Annotated in this window: 27 protein-coding genes and 1 pseudogene; 13 read left to right on the top strand and 15 right to left on the bottom strand. The window is 44.3% G+C overall.

Translation table 11 applies throughout. The features are described from left to right. From A3756_RS08220 to gspE, 12 genes and pseudogenes are all read right to left on the bottom strand, one after another. Positions 1 to 378 (bottom strand): annotated as a pseudogene (locus tag A3756_RS08220) (tryptophan--tRNA ligase); the annotation flags it as partial. Between the two features lie 175 nt (positions 379 to 553). After that, positions 554 to 1,915, bottom strand: coding sequence for a glutathione-disulfide reductase (gene gorA, locus A3756_RS08215; protein WP_068511050.1), 1,362 nt, complete (start codon positions 1,913 to 1,915; stop codon positions 554 to 556). 98 nt (positions 1,916 to 2,013) lie between these two features. Then, entirely contained in the window at positions 2,014 to 2,646 is a 633-nt protein-coding gene (locus A3756_RS08210; protein ID WP_068553306.1) for an N-acetyltransferase, read from the bottom strand. A gap of 41 nt (positions 2,647 to 2,687) precedes the next feature. Beyond that, on the bottom strand, positions 2,688 to 3,209 hold the full coding sequence (gene gspM, locus A3756_RS08205; protein WP_068511054.1) for a type II secretion system protein GspM: 522 nt from the start codon (positions 3,207 to 3,209) through the stop codon (positions 2,688 to 2,690). Between the two features lie 26 nt (positions 3,210 to 3,235). After that, positions 3,236 to 4,540, bottom strand: coding sequence for a type II secretion system protein GspL (gene gspL / locus A3756_RS08200; RefSeq protein ID WP_068511057.1), 1,305 nt, complete (start codon positions 4,538 to 4,540; stop codon positions 3,236 to 3,238). Positions 4,541 to 4,580: 40 nt separating this feature from the next. Further along, the gene (gene gspK / locus A3756_RS08195) at positions 4,581 to 5,597 is read right to left on the bottom strand and encodes a type II secretion system minor pseudopilin GspK (protein ID WP_068511059.1); all 1,017 of its coding nucleotides are present in this window, start codon (positions 5,595 to 5,597) and stop codon (positions 4,581 to 4,583) included. Then, positions 5,597 to 6,328, bottom strand: coding sequence for a type II secretion system minor pseudopilin GspJ (gene gspJ, locus A3756_RS08190; protein WP_068511061.1), 732 nt, complete (start codon positions 6,326 to 6,328; stop codon positions 5,597 to 5,599). The genes gspK and gspJ overlap by 1 nt, the downstream gene beginning before the upstream one ends. Next, positions 6,328 to 6,738: a type II secretion system minor pseudopilin GspI gene (gene gspI, locus A3756_RS08185; RefSeq protein WP_068511063.1), complete on the bottom strand. Its 411-nt coding sequence runs from the start codon at positions 6,736 to 6,738 to the stop codon at positions 6,328 to 6,330. Before gspI ends, gspJ begins: the two co-directional genes overlap by 1 nt. Beyond that, positions 6,738 to 7,367, bottom strand: a complete 630-nt coding sequence (gene gspH / locus A3756_RS08180; RefSeq protein ID WP_068553304.1) for a type II secretion system minor pseudopilin GspH — start codon at positions 7,365 to 7,367, stop codon at positions 6,738 to 6,740. Before gspH ends, gspI begins: the two co-directional genes overlap by 1 nt. Before the next feature lie 31 nt (positions 7,368 to 7,398). Further along, positions 7,399 to 7,836: a type II secretion system major pseudopilin GspG gene (gene gspG, locus A3756_RS08175; protein ID WP_068511068.1), complete on the bottom strand. Its 438-nt coding sequence runs from the start codon at positions 7,834 to 7,836 to the stop codon at positions 7,399 to 7,401. Between the two features lie 82 nt (positions 7,837 to 7,918). Then, a complete protein-coding gene (gspF, locus tag A3756_RS08170) occupies positions 7,919 to 9,130 on the bottom strand; it encodes a type II secretion system inner membrane protein GspF (RefSeq protein WP_068553302.1) in 1,212 nt (403 codons plus the stop codon). A 2-nt stretch (positions 9,131 to 9,132) separates the two neighbouring features. Next, on the bottom strand, positions 9,133 to 10,617 hold the full coding sequence (gspE, locus tag A3756_RS08165) for a type II secretion system ATPase GspE (protein WP_068511084.1): 1,485 nt from the start codon (positions 10,615 to 10,617) through the stop codon (positions 9,133 to 9,135). 504 nt (positions 10,618 to 11,121) lie between these two features. Here gspE and A3756_RS08160 point away from each other — a divergent pair. The 8 genes from A3756_RS08160 to A3756_RS08125 all read left to right on the top strand — a co-directional run bounded on the left by A3756_RS08160 (position 11,122) and on the right by A3756_RS08125 (position 19,607). Beyond that, a complete protein-coding gene (locus A3756_RS08160; protein WP_068511072.1) occupies positions 11,122 to 11,766 on the top strand; it encodes a type II secretion system protein N in 645 nt (214 codons plus the stop codon). A gap of 6 nt (positions 11,767 to 11,772) precedes the next feature. Then, positions 11,773 to 12,459, top strand: coding sequence for a transglutaminase-like cysteine peptidase (locus tag A3756_RS08155; protein WP_082865153.1), 687 nt, complete (start codon positions 11,773 to 11,775; stop codon positions 12,457 to 12,459). 123 nt (positions 12,460 to 12,582) lie between these two features. Then, positions 12,583 to 12,963, top strand: coding sequence for a MerR family DNA-binding transcriptional regulator (locus tag A3756_RS08150; protein WP_068511073.1), 381 nt, complete (start codon positions 12,583 to 12,585; stop codon positions 12,961 to 12,963). A 39-nt stretch (positions 12,964 to 13,002) separates the two neighbouring features. Further along, a complete protein-coding gene (locus tag A3756_RS08145) occupies positions 13,003 to 14,160 on the top strand; it encodes an isovaleryl-CoA dehydrogenase (protein WP_068553301.1) in 1,158 nt (385 codons plus the stop codon). A gap of 70 nt (positions 14,161 to 14,230) precedes the next feature. Next, positions 14,231 to 15,838, top strand: a complete 1,608-nt coding sequence (locus A3756_RS08140; RefSeq protein WP_068553300.1) for a carboxyl transferase domain-containing protein — start codon at positions 14,231 to 14,233, stop codon at positions 15,836 to 15,838. A 59-nt stretch (positions 15,839 to 15,897) separates the two neighbouring features. Beyond that, entirely contained in the window at positions 15,898 to 16,683 is a 786-nt protein-coding gene (locus tag A3756_RS08135) for an enoyl-CoA hydratase-related protein (protein WP_068553299.1), read from the top strand. Between the two features lie 8 nt (positions 16,684 to 16,691). Continuing rightward, positions 16,692 to 17,579, top strand: coding sequence for a hydroxymethylglutaryl-CoA lyase (locus A3756_RS08130; protein ID WP_068507219.1), 888 nt, complete (start codon positions 16,692 to 16,694; stop codon positions 17,577 to 17,579). Positions 17,580 to 17,600: 21 nt separating this feature from the next. Further along, positions 17,601 to 19,607: an acetoacetate--CoA ligase gene (locus tag A3756_RS08125; protein WP_068553297.1), complete on the top strand. Its 2,007-nt coding sequence runs from the start codon at positions 17,601 to 17,603 to the stop codon at positions 19,605 to 19,607. Positions 19,608 to 19,663: 56 nt separating this feature from the next. Here the strand turns inward: A3756_RS08125 and A3756_RS08120 are convergent, their stop codons facing one another. After that, positions 19,664 to 19,984 (bottom strand): antibiotic biosynthesis monooxygenase, encoded by a 321-nt coding sequence (locus A3756_RS08120; protein ID WP_068507222.1) that lies wholly within the window; start codon positions 19,982 to 19,984, stop codon positions 19,664 to 19,666. A 268-nt stretch (positions 19,985 to 20,252) separates the two neighbouring features. On the opposite strand from A3756_RS08120, the gene A3756_RS08115 reads away from it, so the two are divergent. Beyond that, positions 20,253 to 21,032, top strand: coding sequence for an ABC transporter substrate-binding protein (locus A3756_RS08115; protein ID WP_068553295.1), 780 nt, complete (start codon positions 20,253 to 20,255; stop codon positions 21,030 to 21,032). A 10-nt stretch (positions 21,033 to 21,042) separates the two neighbouring features. Here the strand turns inward: A3756_RS08115 and A3756_RS08110 are convergent, their stop codons facing one another. Both A3756_RS08110 and A3756_RS08105 read right to left on the bottom strand, forming a co-directional pair. Beyond that, positions 21,043 to 21,879 (bottom strand): protein-glutamate O-methyltransferase CheR, encoded by an 837-nt coding sequence (locus A3756_RS08110; RefSeq protein ID WP_068507226.1) that lies wholly within the window; start codon positions 21,877 to 21,879, stop codon positions 21,043 to 21,045. Between the two features lie 34 nt (positions 21,880 to 21,913). Next, the gene (locus A3756_RS08105) at positions 21,914 to 22,858 is read right to left on the bottom strand and encodes a chemotaxis protein CheV (protein WP_068553293.1); all 945 of its coding nucleotides are present in this window, start codon (positions 22,856 to 22,858) and stop codon (positions 21,914 to 21,916) included. A gap of 202 nt (positions 22,859 to 23,060) precedes the next feature. Here A3756_RS08105 and flgA point away from each other — a divergent pair, with 202 nt between their 5' ends. The 4 genes from flgA to A3756_RS26620 all read left to right on the top strand — a co-directional run. Continuing rightward, positions 23,061 to 23,831, top strand: coding sequence for a flagellar basal body P-ring formation chaperone FlgA (gene flgA, locus A3756_RS08100; protein WP_068507230.1), 771 nt, complete (start codon positions 23,061 to 23,063; stop codon positions 23,829 to 23,831). A 90-nt stretch (positions 23,832 to 23,921) separates the two neighbouring features. Beyond that, positions 23,922 to 24,224, top strand: coding sequence for a flagellar biosynthesis anti-sigma factor FlgM (gene flgM, locus A3756_RS08095; RefSeq protein WP_068507233.1), 303 nt, complete (start codon positions 23,922 to 23,924; stop codon positions 24,222 to 24,224). Between the two features lie 30 nt (positions 24,225 to 24,254). Next, positions 24,255 to 24,728, top strand: a complete 474-nt coding sequence (locus A3756_RS08090) for a flagella synthesis protein FlgN (RefSeq protein WP_068507235.1) — start codon at positions 24,255 to 24,257, stop codon at positions 24,726 to 24,728. Positions 24,729 to 24,765: 37 nt separating this feature from the next. Continuing rightward, a partial coding sequence (locus tag A3756_RS26620) for a methyltransferase domain-containing protein (protein ID WP_197481251.1) occupies positions 24,766 to 25,130 on the top strand: 365 nt, incomplete at its 3' end.

Below are 25,130 nucleotides of genomic sequence, written 5' to 3'. Positions count from 1 at the left end.
ATCTTTTTCTTTCAACTTCTCTTGCTGGTCTTTGTAAGTTGGTACACGTTCCAGCCAACCTAAAGGCGTCATCATTGACAACAATAGGTGCAACTCTGCATGTTCAGGCACCATAGACTGAACAAACATTGTCGCTGAACCTGGGTTAATACCCGCAGCAAGCCAATCGATCACCATATCCCACACGCTCTGTTCGATCATGAAAGGGTCTTCATAATGCGTTGTGAGTGCATGCCAGTCTGCAACGAAGAGGAAACATTCATAATCGTGTTGCAACTCTACCCAGTTCTTGAGTACACCATGATAATGCCCAAGATGTAGCTTGCCCGTAGGGCGCATACCGGATAAAACTCTTTGCTGTGATTCAACCGAACTCAAAGCTGGCTCCTATTTATAATCTGCTATGGATAATGGATTACGTGATGAAAGTCTGGCTCGTAAAAAATACCAATGACTACTTACATACCACCTTCCGTAAAAAACGGAAGTATACTTACTTTTCTTGATAATTTCAGGGTCAGTGTATTTTTCTGGTGATCGAAGCAAAAAAACCTTAAGTTCTAGGCTGGCGCATCGTTACAAATTCTTCTGCAGCAGTAGGATGAATACCAATAGTTTGGTCAAAACTCTGTTTCGTAGCGCCAGCTTTTAATGCAACGGCAATACCTTGAATAATCTCTCCGGCCTCTGCACCAACCATGTGAACACCTAAGACAGCATCTGTTTTCTTGTCTACAACCATCTTCATTAAGGTACGTTCATCACGCCCAGACAAAGTATGCTTCATCATTTTAAAATTAGACACATAGACATCAATGTCATCAAACTCTTCCCGCGCTTGCTCCTCACTCAAGCCAACCGTAGCAATATTTGGCTGACAAAAAACAGCCGTCGGTATCAAGGAATAGTCGACTAATGAAGGTTTAGTTGAGGAAAAGAAATAATTAGCTAAGAACATACCTTCGGCAAGCGCAACCGGCGTAAGCTGCATACCACCTATTACATCACCAATCGCATAGATCGAGGGTTCACTTGTTTGAAAATAATCATTAACCTTAATCTGACCTTTGTCATCAAGCGCTACCTTAGTATTCTCTATGCCTAAGTCGTAGGAGTATGGCTTTCGACCTGTTGCATAAAGCACCAAACCAGTAGATTCGGTAGCGCCACTTTTTAGCTGAAGATTTAAAGAACCGTTATCCAGCTTTGAAATACTGTCGATATTCTCATTAAACCTTAAGCGAATACCTTTTTTGCTAATCTCATCACGCACGAACTCCCGCACTTCTTGATCAAAACCGCGCAAGAACAGCTCACCACGATAAACCAAGGTCGTGTCGACACCAAGCCCTTGAAGAATTCCGGCCATTTCTACAGCTATATAGCCACCACCCACAACCGTTGCAGTATCGGGCAAGTTATCAAGATAGAAAAGCTCGTTGGAAGAGATTGCATACTCGGCACCTGGAATATTAGGTATGAACGGCCAACTTCCAGTCGCGACAACGATTCGCTCAGCCGAGTATTGCTGCCCTGCCACTTCGACAGTATGGGCATCAACTATGCGAGCTCGACCATTAATAATTTTAGCGCCCGAGTTAGTTAACAAGGAATCATAAATACCGTTTAAACGCTCAATCTCAGTATTCTTATTTTTGACCAGGGTTTGCCAGTTAAAACTCAGATCACCATTTAAATGCCAACCATAGCCTTTGCCGTCTTCAAGCTCTTCATGAACATGGGATGCATAAACAAATAGTTTCTTTGGTACGCAGCCTACATTTACACACGTACCGCCAAGATAGCGATCTTCTGCAACAGCAACTGTAGCGCCCATCGAGGCCGACATTCTAGCCAAACGAACACCGCCGGAGCCAGCACCAATTACAAACAAATCAAAATCATAAGATGACATAAAGAACTCTTCAAAAACGGATATTGTCGGTATGCCTAAGCTCGAAAACTACACTAGAGCATTTAATAGCTTAAGACAGGTAAAATATAAATACAGAATTAGTGACTGCACTCTTTGAATAATACATTTTCAACGAGCTCACCCAGTTTAACGGTTCCAAGGGTTTTATAACCAATACTCTTATAAAACTTCAAGTACCGCGTATTACCAGTATCAAGCGCTATACCGCCGGAGCGCGGGTTTTCTTTACAGATATCTTCTATCGCCAACATCAACTGCTTACCGTAACCCGAATTTCTGTATTTTGAATCCACCCCCAACAGAGGTAATTCATGGTGTTCACCTTTAGGTAGATACTCGTGGATCTGTTTATGGTAATTAATATAACGCCATGTACAGTCCATTCCTGCTGTAAGCATCATACGCAAACGCCAGTTCCACTGACGACTTAGTGTCAAACGGATATCCGGACTGCCAACTAGCGCAACTGCAATCAAATGATTATCCAATGCCAGGCCGATCACATCTTGCTGATTGGAAAAATGTAAGTTAATTAACTCTCGTATAGTTGCCCTGATACGTTGATCATAACCAGGGCGCGAAGCGTCAAATAGGTATTTAAAGGTAGGCTCATGTTTATAAGCTCTATATAGAATTGCTTTAGCTTCGGTAAAAGCGCCAGGTTCAAGTCGAACAACTCTTGCTTTGGTTTCTTCTGTTATTCTTGTCATAGGTGCCCCTAGTTCTTAGACTAATATATCGCGCTACAGACTTATGAAGACAATGTCATTCTGGCGCTGATCTTCCCTGGTGCATCATCTTTATCAATGGAAATCTGCTCGACTCGCACACCTAATGAGCTTTTCAAGCGACTTAACCAAGAAATTACCTTATCGAAAGAGGCGTCATCCACCCAAACTTTTAGCTTATTGTCGCCGCTTGGCTCGAAGCGCTTAAGTGCCACTTTCTGTTGCTTTGCAAGATTAGTAACCGATGAAACCAGCTGCTGGCTATTCAATGCTTTTTTGGAAGCACTGCCTTGATTGTTTTGACCAAGACTTCTCAGTGCGGCTTTATTCTGGTTTACCAAGGCTAGCAATTGCTGATTTTGCTCAAGCTTTGCCTCGGCTTGTTTTTTGTATTCATAAGCTGGCTTCATTAAGCCAAAGATCAGAATAACCAAGCTCAGAGCTACAAGCAGCACTTTAAGAGCCAAACGGTCACGTGCCGATAGCATCTCATACTGTTTGCGCATATTCAGTAGCGCAGAGTTCTGTTTTAAAGCTTCTAACATCTCAATATCTCTCTTAACTACCTAAACTAAGCACCGCCGACACTAATACGGCCGCGAAAATATTCTTTTTCTTGAACAGCGGAACTGATCTTCGCCGTTAGGCCAGCACTAACGATGGCATTTTTTAAACTCTCTAACTGATCAAAGCTTTGAGCCTGCATTTCTAAGACTAACTCAGCACGCTGCTGATTATAGTTAATGCTTTTAAATTGAAGCTGGCCTTTAAATTTGCTTCGATCAAACTGATACCCCGCCTCTCCTAATAAATGGAGAAAACCGACATCGACACTACTACCGCCCTGGCGCTGCTGGTTAAGCTTACCCTTGATAATACGCGGCAATTTGCCAAGTGTTGTCCGTTTCGAGTTGGGTACTATTTTTTGGTAGGCTGTTAATGCGCTTTGGCCAGCGGAATCAGCCTGCCCTTCAAAGTACATACCCTGGCCAATAAACACGCCGAATTGCAGTAAAAACCCAAGTCCAGCAAGTGCTGCAACAGCTCTCCAGCGATGCCAGGACCCGCTAGACTGACGAGCAATCACAAAATCGCCTTGGCACAAATTTGTCAGGGTTGTTTTATTACGTGTATAGCACTCACATAGGAATTCAAATTCACTTAAACCAAACTGCTCAACTGAGATAGACAGGTGTGGGTACTGCTCTATTTGAGCAAGCAACATCTTAGCCGCTTCCATATAGTCAGCTGCAACCCAAACCTTCATCGAAAGCTCGCGTGCTTCCTCATCTTCACTTGGCGCAAGAAAAACACTGTCTAAATATGGAATGAGGTTATCAGGCTTTAAGGAAATCATCTTTCCTTCGAGAGAACGAACGATTACTGAGCCGCTAGACAAACAAAGACTAAGGTCATCTTCAGCAATAGGCAGACACTGCGCATCGAGATACACGCCAGCTAAAGGAATATCGGCCATTTCGCTATTAAAAGACTGAAAATTTGACTCGAACAAAGAGTGGTCGATATTAATGACCGAGTAAGCGCCTCGTTTGCTTTTTGGCCCCAAACAAATATGTATTTGCTCAATATCTTGCGCAACCTGCTCTTCTACTGCAAAGGGTAGCGCTTGCTGCAGGTAACGAGCCTGACCTCCTGGCAGACTCACTTCGCTTACAAAGGCGGCTGAAGAAGGCCAAAGCGCAATCAGTTCAACATTCTCGATACCATTCTGCATTAAGGTCTGATCGATTATTTCCAGACTCGAACGCGCGCCATATTTAAGTTGCTCACCAGCAATATCATAGAGCGCCCATTCATATAACGCTCCTTCTACCTGATGTACTTTATGTGGCCTTACAAACAATGTATTTGGCATGAGTTTACTCTATCTGTTTTGAACGACGCTAATCGTTTTATTATAGCGCCACTTGCTCTTTGGTAATTAAATATTTTTGGCCCTGGTTACGACTAAGAACCTGTAAAGACCCGTCTTCGTTACTCCGATAGAGTACACTTCTTAACCTGACCGTGCGCTCGGAAAGTGTCACTTCGGTCGCTAACTCGTAAAAGTCAGATCGAACCCCGATGTAATTAAAGTTTATTTTTCCATCCGCAACTAAAGTCTCAGCCTTAAACTCGTCAATATTCTTCCAGGCCTTATCCTGACGAGCTTCTACCAAGCTATCTGCCTGGGCATCAGTAAGGGTTTCACTTAAACTCTGTAAAACTTCCGCTGTTGCAGTATTTACATTAACGGGAGCCCAACCCTGAGGCAATACAGTGACATGCTCTAATAGTTTTTTGAAGTCTTCATTACTGATTGTGGGAAGTAATCGTAATTCTGATATATCGAGCATAGGCTGGCCAGCATTTCTATAAGGAGGGTCTAAGGACAAATACTCGCCATCTTCCGCCCCATCAAAACCACTTGAGTCCTGATTTTCATCAAGCCAGTCAATAATTTGCTCAAGCTTTACCGTTTCGATCGCCAAACGATTAAATAAACGAGTGAAGCGTTCCTTCATTACAGGGATAACTTCCCCTGTCACACTGACTAGGTCATTTAGATTCAGCTTCCCTTGAACATCATTAAACTGTGACGAAACAATTGCACCTTCATAGGGTCTTGTTAAAGAGGACTCAAGAAAGGCTAGGTCATCATAGAATTCTTTTTCTACATCTTTATCATTATCCCAATCATCTTTTAGCCACCACTTTGCATATAACTCGGAGCCAATCGCGTATTGATACGCTTGAGACTGGGCAAATAAATTACCGGCCTGCTGAACAAAAATACTCTGTCTGTTGTACATACCGACAGACAGTATAGAAACTAATGCGAAAACAAAGATGACAATCATCAAGGCGACCCCGCCCTGTTTTTTAACTGAGCATGGGTACTGAATACCGTATGTTCTATATAGCAGAGGCATCAGTCTTTAGCCTTCTGGCCATCAAGACCGTTATCTGAAGATGCGCCGCCACTTAATTCAAGCTCTTTGCCGGAAAAATAGCTCCCTACCTCAAACAAGCGCTTCACCTTGCCGAAGCGTTTATGTGCTATTTCGATTTCAATTGCCTTGGGTAAGCTGTTGTTTGTTTGACGCGGGTCAGGTGAAGTGGTCTCGCTGTCAAGCGATTCAACAGGCCACTTACCCACCCATGCATCGCTCTCATTCAAAAAACGAAAATCAAGAGATTCAATATCGTTTAAGAGAGTCTTTCGAATGCTTTCACTGTCCTGAGTCTGATCAAGCGCTGTCCAGTAGTGCCTTACAAGCTTTTCACTATCCAGCTCGTAGGCGACACGTTGAATCTCGGAACGCTTATCGTCTAAAGGATTACGCCAGCCTACTCGGCTAAATTGGATTTTATAAAAATCAGAGCTGCTATCCAGTGCGTTTTGATAGTCGCCATACTCGTCTCGTATCGAACGACCAATGACTTGCGAAAGGTCGCGCTTAACGATCAGCATTGCTTTTTGAATTTGATTCAGCTCTTCGAGATGAACCTGAGTACGATCACTACTTGTGATCGCTGAGTTCAATACCTGCCAGGCGCCCAAACCAATTAATGCAGTAATACCTATCGCGATAAGGACTTCTAGCAATGTGAAGCCTTGTTGAGATGCAAGGGCTTGCTTGATTTTGGTGGAATCCAGCATTAGTAGCGCCCTAACATACTGGAAAGTGTTAGTTTTTTGCTCTTATCGCCACTCTGCTCATCGATAAGATAGACATCTACGTCGAGCTTGTTGATATCGGCATTTGCTGTTTTGCTAACCTTAGAAACCACCTGCCATTCTTGATTCGCAAACTCGATCTCTTCTTTATATTCTTTAATTGCAGGCAGTGATTTTGAAAGCTGAAGCTCTGTGATCTTATTTTCCGCAATCCAAGAAGCAACTATCTTATGCCTTACGTTAAAATATTGGCTAACGGTTGATGCCGTCACCTCTTGTTGAATCATGGCTACCGAGACGAAGACCAGCATAGCCATCATTACTTCTAAAAGTGTGAAGCCCGCATGCTTGGTTATCTTAGAAAGATTACGTTGCCTGATAGACCTATGCATTAGCCTGCATCCTCATCCTGTTGCAGGAAGGGTACAACAATCTCACCTTGCTCATCAGTCTTGATTTCGATCCGGCTATCGCTGTCGCCCATGAGTTGAACACCAATAACAAACTGATCAACTTCACCACTGGATAGCAGCATAAAACTAGGTTTTTTTGAGGATTCTTCAATTTCCAGAGTGTCAGTGTTGCCGATATACTCGCCTGATACAGAGGTGCCGAGGATTTCGCGCCCTTTCCCTTCCCGCTGAAAGTCTAATGTTAACCACTCGGGCAAACTTCGGGGTCGTAAAGCTTGTTTCGTAGAGCTTTCCCACTTTGAAGCTTCTTCGTCCCAAACCAGAAATTCGTAGCCTTCATCCTCAATCAATACGCCAATTTCTTCATTGGAGTAAATAGCCTCATCGGCAGCAAGACGAAGCAAGGCTTGCATACGAGTTACCTCGTTGATCATTTCGCGCGTCTGATTACCACCGCCAACCGTCATTAAGGCGAGAGACGAGATTAAACCAAGCAAAACCAGAACAACCAGCAACTCAATCAAAGTAAAACCACGACCGCTAACGGTTGAGGTTTTAGACCCGATCACTGGCTTAACCCTAGCGAACATTCCCTTAAGGGGAAGCATATAATGTTTACTCTTCCATCACGCCGTCTGATTAATTCATATCGTGATTGCTGATATCTTCACCACCATCTGTACCACCTTCACGCCCATCGGGACCAAAAGAGTACAAATCATAAGGGCCTTCAGAACCTGGGCTGACATATTGATACTCATTCTTCCATGGGTCGATTGGAACATTTGGAAGGTAACCATCCTTGCTCCAGTTTTTTGCTTCTGGTGAACCGGAAGGTTTATTAACTAGTGCCTCCAAACCTTGTTCCGTACTTGGGTAAGAGAAGTTATCTAGCTTATACATATCTAAAGCATTACCAATATTACGGATCTGGGTTTTAGCGACGCCAATTCTGGCTTCTTCGCCTCGGCCAAGAATATTGGGTGCCACAACCGCCACTAAAAGACCTAGGATCACCATGACCACCATTATCTCGATTAGCGTGAAACCGGATTGCTTAACATGTGAACGTTTCATCTTACTTCCTTATCTAAGTAGGTATTTATAATTTCTTGTGATAACTGCACAACCAAAGTGGCCGACGATTTTATACCAAAATCTATGCAACCAAATTACTCATATTCAATATAGGCAACATAATCGCCAAGACAATGACCAAAACCACGCCGCCCATAAAGAGCAACATGAGCGGTTCAAACAAACCAAGGATTGTTTCGATTAGTCCTTGCAGATCGCTTTCCTGATGCCGTGCTGTTCTTTCAAGCATTTCATCCAACTCGCCACTAGACTCGCCGCTGGCGATCATATGAATCATCATTGGTGGAAAGTAGCCTGTTTGCTCAAGAGAATTGTGCAAGTTTGCACCTTCACTCACTTTCTGCGCTGCTTCAGCTAAGGATGCTTTGAGGCAATCGTTTGTTAAGACCTCGGAAGATATGCGCATCGCATCAACTAAAGGCACGCCGCTACTATTAAGGATACTAAGCGTACTAGCAAATTGAGAGGTATTGGAGCCCCTCGAAATCTTTTGAATAAATGGCATACCTAACAAGCGCTTATGATACGCAAAGCGGAAGCCATCTTTCTTTAGCATGACCTTAAAGCCCATACCGGCCAAGACAAGGATAATGAGTATCAGCAAACCCCAGTCACCCAAGAAATCGCTCACGGCTAAAAGGCCCTGAGTCAGTGATGGTAGGTCTTGTCCGTTGTTAACGAACACCTCAATGATATCTGGCACAACATAGGTCAATAGAAATACAACGATTGAAACAGCAACGAAGCAAAGTATTACAGGGTATATCGCAGCCAGCTGTATCTTTTGGCGTGCTTGTTGACGTGCTTCGGTATAATCGGCCAGCCGGTTAAGCACCAGGTCAAGGTGACCGGCATGCTCGCCTGCAGCAACCGTAGAGCGATAAAGATTAGGGAAAGCAGCCGGGAATTCAGCAAGGCTATCGGCAAGCGTATAACCTTCTAGTACTTTTGCTCTAACCGCCAGCAACATACTACGAACGTTTGTTTTCTCGCTTTGACTAGCCACCGCACTAAGCGTCTCTTCAATAGGAATACCTGACTGAATCAACGTAGCGATCTGACGGGTAAGTAACGACAGCTCTTTGACACTCAACCTACGCCTTGAGGAACCGCCACCGCTATTGCTCTTTTTCTCAGAACTTTGTTCAACTTCAAGCGGAGCTAAACCTTTTTCGCGCAGTTGCTGTCGAACCTGCCGAGCGCTGTCCGCCTCTATTACACCTTTTTTTTGCTTGCCCTTTTGGTCAAGCGCCTTGTACTCAAATGCAGCCATGACTATCCCCGATGGGTCACCCTTACCACTTCTTCAATCGTGGTAACGCCAGCCAACACCTTCTGAATACCATCATCATGTATGCTTGGACCACACTTACGTGCATAAGTTTCAAGCTCTAGCTCACCGGCTTTGCTATGAATAAGTTCACGCATCTGTTCATCTATTTGGACAAGTTCGTAGATACCAATACGGCCCTTATAACCAAGATGATTACACTCTGGGCAACCTTTTGCTTTGTAGATAGGAGGTTTCGATTGGCCAGGCCCGTGCTCTATATGCAGAAATTCGCATTCGCTATCATCAGGTTCGTAGGGTTGACGACAGGAGGTACACAGAACACGAACCAAGCGCTGTGCCATAATACCAACAAGGCTCGAGCTAATCAGGAAAGGCTCAACCCCCATATCCATCAATCGGGTGATAGAGCCAACGGCACTATTAGTATGCAAGGTTGATAGCACCATGTGCCCGGTCAAACTGGCTTGAACCGCAATTTCAGCTGTTTCGATATCACGGATCTCACCAATCATTACCACATCAGGGTCTTGACGAAGGATCGCTCTAAGGCCTCGGGCGAAAGTCATATCCACTTTAGTATTAACCTGGGTCTGCCCAATACCTGGCAAGTTGTATTCTATTGGGTCTTCAACCGTCAGAATGTTACGACTGCGGTCATTAATATGAGACAGACCTGCGTACAATGTAGTGGTCTTACCAGAACCGGTTGGCCCGGTAACTAGTAATATGCCATGCGGCCTCGCCAGAATACTTTTTAAAACATCTGAGTCACGCTCCGATGTTCCTAGGATATCGAGAGACAAACGCCCTGCGTTCTTATCAAGTAAACGAAGTACGATTCTCTCTCCGTTCGCTGAAGGCATTGTCGATACACGGATATCCACTTCTCTGCCACCAACACGCAATGAAATTCGACCATCTTGAGGTACACGCTTTTCAGCAATATCGAGTTTTGCCATAACCTTGATACGAGACACCAGCAAAGGCGCTAGTGCGCGCTTGGGTTTAACGATTTCTCGCAAGACTCCATCCACTCTAAAGCGAACGACAAGCTGTTTTTCAAATGTTTCTATATGCACATCTGAAGCATCATTTTTTACTGCTTCGGTCAAAATAGCATTAATTAGTCTGATGATCGGCGCATCATCTTCTTGCTCTAATAAGTCCTCGGTCTCTGGAACCGAGTTTGCCAAGCTGGCCAGATCCATATCGTCGCCCAGACCTTCGACCATCTGCATTGCTTCAGCAGAGTCATTTTGGTAAGCAAGCCCTAAAGCTTCGTCGAACTCTGCCTCATCAACTTGTTGAAAAGGAACCTCACCAAAAGTTAGACGGTTTACTTCTGCAAAAGCCTGGGAGCTAAGACCCGCCCGATAAAGAATCTCATACTCGTTATTTTGATTTTTCAACAATACTATCCCTTGCTTCTTAGCAAAGGAGAATGGCAACCGCTCAAATGGAAGCATTAAACCAGTATCTTCAACAGAGCCGGATGCGGTGCCGGACTCTTCTAAAGTCGGAATATCCGCTGCATCAGCACTATTATGTTGAGACTCTTCTATCACGGTAACCCCTTAAATTCGGTCCGCCAGGTTAGTATTATTCATAATCCCACGAGCAAGCTAAATTAAGCATTTAACTTAAGTAAGACGAGCATTGTATTGTCTTAATCTTATAAACAATAGACGATTACATTAAAACATCGTAAGACTAATATAAACGCAAAAACACGCACTTTATTAACTAATTCATATATTTTGTCAGGATAAGCAAAATTAAGTCCTATGAAATACCAAAATACCCTGACAGAACCCCATAAAAAAAGCGCTACAGTAAAACCATTTTTTGAAGACTCTTACATAAGCAAAGCTAGATCTTGTGCTACTATAATGGCTAAGACATAAATATAAATGATCACGGCTGAAACATTGCGAAACTGTGACAGCGACGACTAATCCAGGTTTATTAACATGTTGTTTAACCGGCTTCCCTTAATATCAGCGCTCGCATTATGCGCACTTATTTGCGGAAGTATTTATATACAACTAGCCCCTATTTTCATCCAAGACCTTAAAAAAGATCTTAAGCCTACAACCCCCTCTAGCAGTGTCGCGCAAACAAATACTAACAAGCCGCAAAAAACTCACAACATCTCCAAGTTCAGCCTGTTTGGCGACGTTAACAAGGCCATAAGCAAACCAAAACCAGTCGCCAAAGACCTCCCAAAAACTAGCCTAAAACTTCTGCTTACGGGCGTCATGGCAAGCGGTAATACTGACAATGCCAGCGCCCTTATCCAAGGACCAGATAAACAAACCTTAAACTATCGAATAAATGACGAACTGCCGGGCGGTGCAACACTTAAACAAGTTTATCCAGATCGTGTCGTATTAGAACGCTCTGGGCGATTAGAAAACCTGGTATTTGTCGAACAGCGCCCTATTGGCTTTGAAAGCTATGAGCCAGTGGATGATCCTGAAATTGAGGAAACAGAGAACACCGAAAACAACCCCATCATTACAACTCGCGCAGCAAACCCGGGCAGAACGCAGGGCATAAAAGACCGTTTAAGCAAACTTCGGAAGCGAATGCTTAAAAATAGAGTAAACCAATAAGTCACAATGACTCCGATATTCAATAGCTATTGCTTAGGCCTCACTCTTTTAAGGACCCCGATTTACAAGCGGGTTGTCATAATTTTTTTTATTACGACCTGCGCCTCAGCCCTAGACCTTAACTCTAAAGTTCTCGATTTTATTGACCAGCGCTTCGGCCAGGACGCTGTTAGCCGACTCCAGCAATGGGAAAGAATCGCTAATTACAAACAAAACATTACCCATCAACAAAAGCTAAAACTTGTAAACCAGTTCTTTAATAGAGTGAAGTTCGTATCCGATCAAGAACAATGGAATAAGGAAGATTATTGGGCAACGCCATTAGAGTTTTTGGCAACCAATGCTGGCGACTGTGAGGACTTCTCAATTGCAAAGTACTTTACGCTTCGGGAAATGGGAATCCCTGATGACATGATAAAAATCACCTACGTCAAAGCGCTTGAGCTGAACCAGGCTCACATGGTCCTCGCCTATTACCCGACTCCAGACGCTGAACCCCTCATTCTCGACAACCTGATTAATGAAATAAAACCAGCAGGCCAACGTACCGACCTGGCACCTGTATACAGCTTCAACGGTGAAGGCTTATGGCTTTCGAAGATTAGAGGTCAGGAAGGTAAACGCATTGGCAATGCAGATAAGCTGGAAAGCTGGGTAGAGCTATTGAACAGACATTATAAGTTACTGAAATAAGCATCACCCACCCTTTAACCCACCACAACACAATTTTGTCACTAGACCACACAATGTTGACGTTAACGTCAACGTAAGTATATCATGATAGCTAAAGTAAATTGGCCAAAAAGGGTTGATAGAATGAGCCAACAATTCAGCATTAGCGAACTGTCTCGCGAGTTCGATGTCACCACCAGAACCATACGCTTTTATGAAGCAGAGGGACTTCTGCACCCTACCCGAAAGGGACAAACGCGAATTTATTCAGATGCCGACAGAGTCACACTAAAACTGATTATTCGAGGCAAACGCCTTGGTTTATCGCTTGCCGAGTCAAAAGAACTCATTCAGTTGTACGACCCAAGTGGTGCAAACCAAGTTCAATTACGACGCCTGCTCGATAAAATTAATGAGCGCAGACAAGTCTTAAAGCAACAGGTTGAAGATATTCGTGTTATGCAGCTCGAACTTGATGAAGCCGAGTCTCGGTGCATAGACGCGATAAATAAACAAAAGACATAAACAATCTCTTACCGAATAAATAGAAATGTGAGGCCAACCATGCAATTACTAAATTTTGATTTGTGTGAAACCAATGACATGCTCAGAGACCAGGTCTCTAACTTCGTCGCAAGTGAGATTACGCCCATCGCTGCAAAGACCGATAGTGATAACGAGTTCCCTAACGAGCTTTGGCCTAAACTTGGTGAAATGGGTCTATTGGGCATGACCGTACCGGAAGAGTTTGGCGGCACAAACATGGGCTACCTTGCTCATGTACTGGCAATGGAAGAGATCAGCCGCGGCAGCGCATCGATTGGCCTTAGTTATGGCGCTCATTCAAATTTATGTGTTAACCAAATCAACCGTAACGGTAGCCAAGAACAAAAAGAAAAGTATTTACCGAAGCTTATTTCGGGTGAGCACATTGGTGCACTCGCAATGAGTGAGCCGAACGCTGGTAGTGACGTTGTGAGCATGAAACTTAAAGCCGAAAAACGCGGTGACCATTATGTTCTCAACGGTAGCAAGATGTGGATTACCAACGGGCCCGACGCTAACACCTATGTCATTTACGCTAAAACGGCGCCAGAGAAAGGCCCGCACGGTATAACTGCCTTTGTCGTCGAGCGTGACTGGAAGGGCTTTAGTCGGTCTCCTAAGCTAGACAAGCTGGGTATGCGCGGTTCAAACACCTGCGAACTGGTATTTCAAGATGTCGAAGTCCCTGTTGAAAATGTTCTTGGTCTTGAAAATGCGGGCGTTAAAGTACTAATGAGCGGCCTCGATTATGAACGTGTCGTGCTATCAGGTGGGCCAACGGGCATTATGCAATCTTGCCTCGACCTGGTTATACCTTATATCCACGAACGCAAACAGTTTAATCAGTCGATCGGCGAGTTCCAGTTAATCCAGGGAAAGATGGCTGATATGTACACAGCACTCAATGCCAGCCGCGCCTACTTATACGCCGTTGCTAAAGCCTGTGACCGAGGTGAGACCACCCGTAAAGATGCGGCCGGTATCATTCTATACAGCGCTGAAGCAGCAACTAAAGTGGCCTTGGAGGCAATCCAAATACTTGGCGGCAATGGCTACATTAACGAGTTCCCTGCTGGGCGCCTATTACGAGATGCGAAGCTCTATGAAATTGGTGCCGGAACTTCCGAGATTCGTCGTATGCTAATCGGCCGCGAATTATTTATGGAAACGCGTTAACACCCTGCCTCGTTAATTAAAGCCAAGCCTTAGCAAATATTGCTAAGGCTATCGATGGATAGAATCATTTATGACCGTTATACAATCCAACACAGACGCTTTAAGCGCACAGTTTAAAGAAAGAAAGCTTGCGATGGACGAGCTGGTGACTGGGCTGCGTGAAACCATTCAGGCCACCGCAAATAGCGCTGGGCCTGAAGCGGTAAAGCGCCACCTAGCTAAAGGAAAGCTTTTACCCAGAGACCGAGTCACGAGATTAATTGATCCCGGCTCACCATTTCTTGAGTTATCTCAACTTGCTGCCCATGAGGTATACGATGAAAAGGTTCCCTCTGCCGGTGCAATTACTGGCATAGGCCGAATCAATGGCACTGAGTGCATGATTGTTGCCAACGATTCGACGGTTAAAGGAGGCACTTACTACCCTCTTTCGGTTAAAAAACATCTCCGCGCCTTAACCATCGCTGAAGAGAATCGCCTACCCTGCGTCTACCTTGTAGATTCAGGTGGCGCAAACCTCCCTAATCAGGATGAAGTCTTTCCGGACGAGGATGACTTTGGCAACATTTTCTATCGACAGGCCAACATGTCTGCCAAAGGGATTCCACAAATCGCCGTGGTACTTGGCTTGTGTACCGCTGGTGGCGCTTACGTCCCTGCAATGGCCGATGAAAGCATAATGGTTCGCAACCACAGTACAATCTTTCTAGCAGGCCCACCGCTAGTTAAAGCTGCAACCGGTGAAGAAGTTAGCGCAGAAGACCTGGGCGGCGCTGATGTGCATTGCAAAACCTCTGGTGTTGCTGATCATTATGCCGACAGTGAAGAGCATGCTATCCAGATCGCTCGAGAATGTGTATCAAACCTCAATTGGCAGAAGCCGCAACAAATGGCTACTCGCCCAGCAAAACCACCTAAGTACCCGGAAAATGAAATAAACGGAGTAGTTCCAACTGACCTTAAAACCCCCTACGACGTACGAGAAGTCATTGCCCGAATCGTTGATGATTCAGACTTTTCAGAATTCAAGCAATACTTTGGTGAAACACTCGTTTGCGGCTTTGCACATATTTACGGGAACCCGGTCGGTATTATTGCTAACAATGGCATTTTGTTTTCGGAGTCTGCTCAAAAAGGCGCGCACTTTATAGAACTATGCTGCCAACGCAAGATTCCTTTGATCTTCCTGCAAAATGTCACTGGTTTTATGGTCGGCAAATCCTTTGAAGAAGGCGGTATCGCCAAGCATGGGGCAAAGATGGTCATGGCCGTCGCTTGCGCTAAAGTTCCGAAGTTTACGATCATTATTGGCGGAAGTTTTGGTGCCGGAAATTACGGCATGTGCGGGAGAGCCTATCATCCACGATTCCTATGGATGTGGCCAAATGCACGTATTTCAGTAATGGGTGGCGAACAGGCTGCAGGCGTTCTGGCACAAGTTAAACGAGATAGTTTGGCTAAACGTGGCATCAATTGGTCTGATGAAGAAGAACAAGCACTCAAGCAACCGATTATCGAACAGTTTGAAAAACAGGCACACCCTTATTATGCCAGTGCACGCTTATGGGATGACGGCATAATCGAGCCTAGCGACACTCGAAAAGTTCTTGGCGTCGCAATCTCAGCTAGCCTAAACGCACCAATAGAAGATACCGAGTTTGGCGTATTTAGAATGTAAGTATGAGCGATCACTCAAATTACTCATAAGGTACAATTCAATGAATCAGGATATTAACCATGCAGCCAGCAAGTACTCTTCAATTTGATAAGCAAATCGCCACCCTTTGCTTATCGCGCCCTGAAAAGCACAACGCTTTCGATGACCAGGTAATTACCGAACTACGCGCACATATAAAAACAGTCAACGACTCAGATGCGCGCGTTATGGTACTCAAAGCTGATGGTAAACATTTCTGCGCCGGGGCTGACTTAGCCTGGATGAAACGTATGGCAACGCTAAGTCATGAAGACAACCTTCACGATGCACGCCAACTTGCTGCGCTTATGCAAGAGTTAAACGATCTTAGGATTCCCACAATAGCACGCGTACAAGGAGCCGCCTACGGTGGAGCAATCGGGCTTATCGCGTGCAGCGACATTGCCATCGCCGATGAGAAATCACGTTTCTGTTTAAGCGAAACGAAACTCGGTTTAACACCTGCCACCATCGGGCCTTTTGTTGTTGAAGCCATCGGCCCTCGCATCGCAAAAAGACTATTCTTAACTGCTGAAGTATTTAAGGCTCAAGCAGCAAAGGGTTATCAACTTGTCCATGAAGTTGTAGCAACTGAACAATTAGATGAGCAAGTACAGGCTATTGTTGAACAAATTTTAACAACTGGCCCGCAAGCCAGTATTGCAGCCAAGCAGCTAGTGGCTGACATAGTGCAAGCTCCTGAAGACTTAAGTGAACGCACCAGCCAGCTTATTGCTGACTTACGCGTATCGGAAGAAGGTCAAAATGGATTGAAGGCATTTTTCGATAAGCAGCCAGCTCCTTGGATTAAGAGCAATAAGGAGTAAACACAAGCATGAGTGATCAAGTAAGAATTGTTGAAGTGGGTCCGCGTGACGGGCTACAAAACGAAGCTGGAATCGTAAGCTTGGAAGATAAACTCGCCTTAATCGAACAGCTTGGCAAGGCTGGACTGAAGCAAATAGAGGCCGGTAGCTTTGTTTCACCCAAGTGGGTTCCCCAGATGGCCAGTAGTGCAGAGGTTTTCACAAAGCTAAGTCGCAGAGATGATATCTGTTACTCAGCTCTCACCCCAAACCTCAAGGGTTATGAAGCAGCCAAATCTGTCAATGTGGATGAGGTTGCCATATTTACTGCAGCTTCAGAAGGCTTTACTCAGAAAAACATCAACTGCAGCATTGATGAAAGCATTGCTCGTTTCGAGCCACTTATTACCCAGGCCAAGCAGGATAATTTGCGCGTTCGAGCTTATGTTTCTTGCATTATCGCCTGCCCTTACGATGGCATCACTTCGCCTGAAAATGTTACTAAAGTCTGTGAGCGCCTGCTGAGCATGGGCTGCTACGAGGTATCACTCGGCGATACAATTGGCATTGGTACGCCCGTTCAAATAAAAACGCTGCTCTCTCAACTATTGAGACACTTCTCGACCAATCAACTAGCCTGCCATTTTCACGATACCTACGGCCAAGCGCTTGCCAATCAATACGCAGCCCTAGAGTTAGGCTACAGAACTTTCGATACCTCAGTAGCTGGCTTAGGTGGTTGCCCCTATGCAACCGGAGCCTCTGGAAATGTCAGCACAGAAGACACCGTTTATATGCTCCAGGGGGCTGGCATGGAAACAGGTATTGAGCTAGACAAGCTCATTGAAGCAGGAAACAGAATTTGCAATGCAATTGGCCGAACTAATCAATCAAAAGTAGCGCTCGCATTAAAATAACCAGACTCGGAACAGCACGACATGAATCAGCAAAATAACGAATGCCTTTGGCAACCTAGCATAGACCGCATATCGCAGACAGAACTGACTCGATTCATGTCTTATCTAAATCAGCAAAGCGAACATTCATTTGAAAGCTACGATCAACTCTATCGTTGGTCTGTCTCTGATAAGCAGGCATTCTGGTCACAGCTGTGGGATTTCTTTGATGTCAAAGGTCATAAAGGCGAACTCACCTTGCTTAATGAAGACAAGATGCCGGGTGCGCAATGGTTTCCAAATGCGACCTTGAACTTTGCCGAGAATCTGTTGCGCCAAGCTGAAAGCAGCCCTGCATCGATAGCGATTGTTGAACGTGGCGAGCATGGCCTTAGAACAGAGCTTAGTTACCAGGAACTACTCCAGCAGGTTAATAAGTGTGCCACATATCTTAAGCAAGTGGGCGTAGCAAAAGGCGATGTGGTAGCCGGCTTCCTACCAAATAGTTGCTATGCGGTGATTGCCATGCTTGCTACAAGTAGCCTCGGTGCAATCTGGACATCCTGTTCACCCGATTTTGGCGTAACAGGCGTGCTCGATCGCTTCGAACAAACTCGTCCTAAAGTCCTTTTTGCTACAGACGGTTATTACTATGGAAATAAAACTATCAGCAGCCTTGAACGTGTTAAAGCCGTCCAGAAAGGTCTAAGCGAATTAGAAGCCTGCATACTGATTCCTTATCTCAAGCCAAAAGATAGCGACAAAGAAGCCCTTGGTGATTCATTTCATACCTGGGCGGATGTAATGAAGGTAGAGGACAACAGCGCATTGTCATTCACGCAAATGCCCTTTTCGGCACCGCTGTACATCCTCTATTCATCAGGAACAACAGGCAAACCCAAATGCATTGTACATAGCGCTGGTGGTACCTTGATTCAGCACCTCAAAGAGCTTGCACTGCATACCAACGTCAAGCCAAATACCAAGCTTTTCTACTACACAACCTGTGGCTGGATGATGTGGAACTGGCTCGTTTCTGGTCTAGCCTTAGGTGCTACGCTAGTGTTGTATGACGGCTCACCATTCCACCCAGAACAAACCAGCCTGCTTGATATTGCAGACGAAGAAGGTATCGATATTTTTGGGGCTAGTGCCAAGTATTACGCTGCCTGTGAGAAGTTTGGTCTGTCGCCGAAGCATAGCCACCAACTTGATAGCGTCGAAGCATTCTTATCAACCGGCTCCCCCTTGAGCCACGAAAGTTTTGAATATATTTACCGCGACATTAAGACGGACGTATGCGTCTCTAGTATTTCCGGGGGCACAGATATCATCTCTTGTTTTGCGCTAGGAAACCCGAATCTTCCAGTATACAAAGGTGAGCTTCAATGCATTGGCTTAGGGATGGACGTACAATTTTTAGATGATGATGGAACTAGCCTTACACAAGGAAAAGGAGAGCTTGTTTGTAAGCAAGCCTTCCCTTCCATGCCAACCTGTTTCTGGAATGACAAAAATAACGAAAAATACCAAAGCGCTTACTTTAAACGCTTTGACAACACATGGGCTCATGGGGACTACGGAGAGCTTATTGTCCACGAAGCAGATAATGGAACACCAACCCAAACCGGCGTAATCATTCACGGCCGCTCTGATGCAATCCTTAACCCTGGCGGTGTTCGAATAGGTACTGCTGAGATTTATCGTCAGGTTGAAAAGGTTGAGGAAGTGTTTGAGTCAATTGCTATCGGCCAAGAATGGCAAGATGATGTTCGTGTCATTCTCTTTGTCCGTTTACAAGAAGGTTTAACACTAGACACGCAGCTTATCGATAAGATAAAACGAAGTATCCGCGAGAATACTACACCAAGGCATGTGCCCAATAAGATTCTTCAAGTCACGGACATTCCCAGAACATTGAGTGGAAAAATTGTCGAGCTAGCCGTTAGAAATGTCGTGCACGGCAAAGAGCTTACAAATATAGAAGCATTGGCAAACCCAGAGGCATTAAACTTATATAGCAACTTAGCGGCCCTGAAAAGCGACTAGCACAATGACTATAAAATCAATAGAGAAGGCAATCTTCTCTATTGATAATAGGCGCTTTACAATAAACCGTAATCGCGTTCCACACGTGAAACCCTGACTTTATAGTCTCTATACCAGCGCTCCTTTCCTAAAGACTGTGCTGCAGTATGTTCTAGATTATCTTTCCACGCTTTAATCGATTCCAGATCACGCCAATAGGAAACCGTCACACCTAGTGAGTCACGTGCTGACTCTAAGCCCAAAAACCCGTCTTGCTCACTGGCAAGCGCTTCCATACGAAGAGATGTGTTAGAGTATTCCTTATCATCGCTACTAAGTACTGAGGTAAAAATGACAGAGTAATAGGGAGGTTGCGGTGTGCCTACAATTGCGTCCATTCTGCTTATTGCTCCTTGTAAAAACAGTTTCTGTAGTGAAAAAACACGTTCCCAGCTTCAACTTACTAACCATAAATTTTGCCCGCGCCCTGCGGGTAAAAGCTACAGTTCAAATAAACTATTTTTTGCTCTTCAAATCAAGAAAAATTGGCTAGATTTTTTAACTCGAGAAGCCAAAACGAGGTTGGCAAAAAAATGCCTAAGTTGGACATCCAGCAAATTCAAGCTATAATTTTCCTATGATTTCTCCGGATACGGATACACGATAATGCGAGCATTTATTTCGAAAGCCACGTTACTTTATCTGTTACTCAGCACCACGACCGCCCTCGCTAACAAACAAGATCAAGTAGCTATTTCTTTGGCCTTTACTTTTTCAATGCCCCCATACTTAAGCCAGGATAAAAAAAGCGGTATTGAACGTGACATTATCTATATCGCACTTACCCAAGCAGGCTACGAATCAATTAGTATTGAGAATGTCCATTACCTACGCGCAATAGAGTTAGTTAAAAGTGGCAGCATCGACGCAATTGTTTCAAATCAATCAAATACGATCTATTCTTCCAATTTGCCGGGTATTTCCACGAGCCACAAAACACTTGACTATGTGGACTGTGCCATCTCACTCGCTAGCCAGAACCTACAACTTAAAACTATATATGATTACTATGACAAGCATATTTGGGCTTTCAAAAGTGCGAGCACTACCTTGGGCCAAGACTTTCAGCTTATGACTCAGAATAACAAGAAGTACACTGAGGATGTTGATCAATTAAAACAACTCGACATGCTCGCAATGAAGCGCATTGACATTGCTATTTCGGATCGAAATATTTTTTCCAGCAAACACAAAAACAGCAGGAAATATCAATCCCTGGAATTTAGCTTCGACAATATTGCTCCCCCCACTTCTCGAGTAATTCGATCGATGGATAGGACATTAATCCAAAAGTTCAATAAGGGCTTGGAGGGCATTCAGGGTAATGGTGAGTACCAGGCTATCTTGAGTAAATATAGAGACTCTTATGCGGGGACTTGCGAATAAACCAGGTTAATTAAATCGCTCGATAGATAATTCCTGGGCGGCACTGAATCATTTCAAAGTACTCCGATAAACCATTAAGTGACTCAGAAGCACCTAAGATCAAATACCCTCCCTTCTTCAAAACACTATGTATTTTGACCAGAATCTTTCGTTTTAATTCAGGTGAGAAATAGATCAAGACATTTCTACAAAAAACCACATCGAGATTAGTTCCAACTCGACCGTAACCTTCCATCAAGTTTAACAACTGAAAATCAATGCTAGTTTTGTACTCAGGTTTAATCTGCCAACGACCATCTTCAAGCGAACTAAAACACTTCTTCAAGCGTTGCTCAGACATTCCGCGCCCAAGCGCCAACATCTCATAGATACCAGACTTCGCGTTAGCAAGCACTGTCGGTGAGATATCTGTCGCGACAACCTTTACCCCCCCCTTCAATCTACCGGGCTTAGACTCTTGAAACTCTTTCGCAATGATAGAGATCGAATAAGGCTCTTGACCTGTTGAGCATGCTGCTGACCATATTTTCAAGGGTGCAATAGTATTCTGCTTATCTGCTTCAACGAAGATTTTTTCTTTTAGAACAGTAAAAGGATGAGAGTCTCGAAACCATAAAGTTTCATTTGTAGTCATCGCATCAATCACTTCTTCTCTGAGATTGCGATGTGAAATACTCTTAAGCTTGGACACGAGCTCACTTAGGCTTGCAATCTGATGCTTTGCCATCACAGGCTTGAGGCGACTACTCACTAGATAAGCCTTATTTTCACCCAACAATATCCCGCACGCTTCCTCTAGAAAGGTGCGGAATAAGTGATACTCCTGAGCTGAACTATCTAATTGCATAGCCACCCTTTAACGAGCATGTTGCGCTGTACATCTAAGCTTTCGTCTTGATACGATCAATGATATCCATCACTTTTTCCGCAAGTTCATCCGGACTAAACTTGGCCATAAAGTCATCGGCACCAACTTTTTCTACCATTGCCTGGTTAAACACACCACTCAATGAAGTGTGCAGCATAATATAAAGTGGTGCTAAACGATGATCATCCTTACATAAGGTCGTCAAGGTGTAGCCATCCATCTCTGGCATCTCTACGTCTGAAATCATCAAATCAATATGATCATTAAAGTGTGACCCGTCCGCCACAAGTTCCCTTAGATAATCGTAGGCCTGTTTACCATCATTCTTGGTAATTACTGTAATGCCGATAGCTTGTAGGCAGTTTTGTATTTGCTTACGCGCAACCACCGAGTCATCAACGACCAGAACGGTAGGCGGCGATTCACTATTACGTTCACACACCTGTTCTACGAACTCTTCGTTAACGGTTTCTTCTACAGGCGCCACTTCAGACAGAATCTTCTCTACATCGATAATTTCTACAAGCTTATTATCGATACGAGTGACGGCAGTCAGGTAATTTTCGCGTCCGGCACCCTTTGGCGGCGGATGAATCTCTTCCCAATTAAGGTTAACGATACGTTCAACATCACCAACCAGGAAGCCTTGAGTCTTTCTGTTGTATTCAGTAATAATGACAAAGCTATTGGGAATTGTCTCTTCCGCAATCGGCATCTGTCCTGTTGCCATCCCCATATCCATAATAGGGATAGTTCCACCACGAATATGCGCGACACCGCGAACAACAGGATGTCGTTGTGGCATCATAGTTAACTTAGGGCACTGCAATACTTCTTTAACCTTAAAAACGTTAATTCCGTATATCTGCTGACCCTGAAGCTTAAACAACAATAATTCCAGTCGATTCTGCCCAACGAGCTGAGTTCGTTGGTTAACACTGTCCAGAATACCGGCCATATATATAGCTCCCCTAACGATGTTCAGAGCGGTATGTTACTTGCTTAAGTATTTAGCAGAATGCTTGATACTTAAGCAAATAGGTAAAACCCTGAGCAACGATTTGTACTTTTGACGCAACACTCAGTTTACGCAATAAAGTACTTGTTATTACACGTGCTTTTTAATTTTTTGCACAGCTAACAATAGCATAGGACATAAAATGAAAATTAGTAGGCAAATATTCTGGTTACCGCTTCTTTTTCTGAGCACACTAGTTATCGGGAGCGAGACCGTAACTTTGGAGAATAAGCATAGTCACGCTACGCCTGAAGAATTAGCAAAGAATGAAACCTCAGACAATAACTTCGACCTTAAAACGCTAGTCTCGGCATACCTTGAGCAGTTAGCCGCTGATTATGCGGACAAAGGTTACCGCTCAGAATACAGGGTCGGCAATATTGATCCATACCACAAAAACAAAACATGTAGCGAGCAGCCACAACTTAAGCTGAATCGCCCTCCTCTCACACAAAACCGAATAACAATCGAGATTCGCTGCGAAGGTCTTAAACCTTGGAAACTCTATATTGGCTCAGAATTCGACCTTTACGCTCATACAGTTGTCGCAACGGGGGGTATCCGGCGTGGCCAAGTGATCTCTATAAATGACATCAACCTAGAAGAAATAGTTATTAACCGAACACACTATTCACATTATCAACAGCTATCTGACGTCGAAGGTATGGTAGCTCGGCGCTCAATTAGGCCCGGATCAACAATTCAACCTGGCCATTTAACACCGCCAAAGCTGGTTAAGCGCGGCGATAATGTTGTAATCGTTGCCAGCAATAGTGCAATTTCGGTTAGAATGAACGGCACCGCTATGACTGACGGGGCGTTGGGGCAGCAAATACCCGTACAAAACCTGCAGTCGAAGCGTGTTGTAAAGGCTCGCGTAAGTGAGCCCGGCCTTGTAATAATAACACTTTAGAAAAAAACATAATTTACTGTAAGATTTAGCTAAAGTATTAAGATCGCATGCCGATATACTAGGCATAGAAAGATTTAAGGATGCATCACCATGAATATTGATATAAATGGCATTGGCTCTAATCGCACAGATGGCCCCAAACGAAATCAGGCTGGAAAGTCTGTTGAGAGCATTAGTAACCCCGCTCAAGGGCAGCCCCCTTCAAGCGAAAATGCTAAAGACAGCGTTAGCTTTAGCTCCTCGGCACAAAATCTTGCTCGCATTGAAGCAGAGATTAAATCACTGCCTGAAGTAAACCAAAGCCGCGTCGATGAGGTAAAAGCTCGTATAGAACGTGGTGAATATCAGCCAGACTCTGATAACTTGGCTCGAAAAATGCTTGATTTGGGGTAATTATCATTAATTACTCCAATGAGGTCTACTATGTCAGAGTTTACCGAGCAGCTTAAGAACTTACTCCGTCAAGATATTGTCGATCTAGATACCTTAAAGAAGCTCTTGGACCAAGAAAAGCAAACCCTAACAACGCGCAACACCGATCAAATTTCTCTATTATCCAAACACAAAACTCAAACTGTCCAACAATTAGAGTCTCGCGGAAAAATTAAGGCCAGGTTAATAGCCGAGTCTGGGCTTGGCATTAAACCTGGACACGTTGAGGAAAAGCTACAAACACTAAATGATGATGATTTAGTTAACTTATGGCAAACTTCCCGCGAGAAAATGCAACAATGCAAAGATACTAACCAGGTCAACGGAAGCATTATTAGTCGCTCCTTACAGCGCACGAATAAGTTGATGACAATCATCCGCGGCCAAAACAAAACGCAAAATCTTTATGGCCAACAAGGTAAAGAGCAAAGTTACGGATCCACCCATCGCATTGGCCAGGCCTGATACCCCACCCCCAACTACTCATGAATGCCCTTTATGCTTGTCAAAAGAAACAAGGGCTATTCACCGAGATTCACACAGCAAAGTAGACAGAGAATACCTTAACTGTGCGCACTGTGACCTGATATTTGTTCCTAAGCAGTTTCACATCTCGCCCGGGTATGAAAAATCAATCTATGATTTGCATGAAAACAACCCCGAAGACAAAGGATATCGGCGCTTTCTAGAGAAGTTATCTATGCCGCTGATATCTCAACTAGAACCCTTTGCCAATGGGCTTGATTTCGGCTGCGGACCCGGACCAACTTTATCAATCATGATGCGTGAAAAGGGCTTTAACGTAGAAGAGTACGATCCTTTCTACATGCCAGACAAAAGCCCTTTAAGTGGCCGCTACGACTTTAT

The organism is Oleiphilus sp. HI0086, from assembly GCF_001635225.1.
The sequence above is the reverse complement of the archived record's forward strand: the minus strand, read 5'-3'. Positions and strand labels throughout refer to the sequence as shown.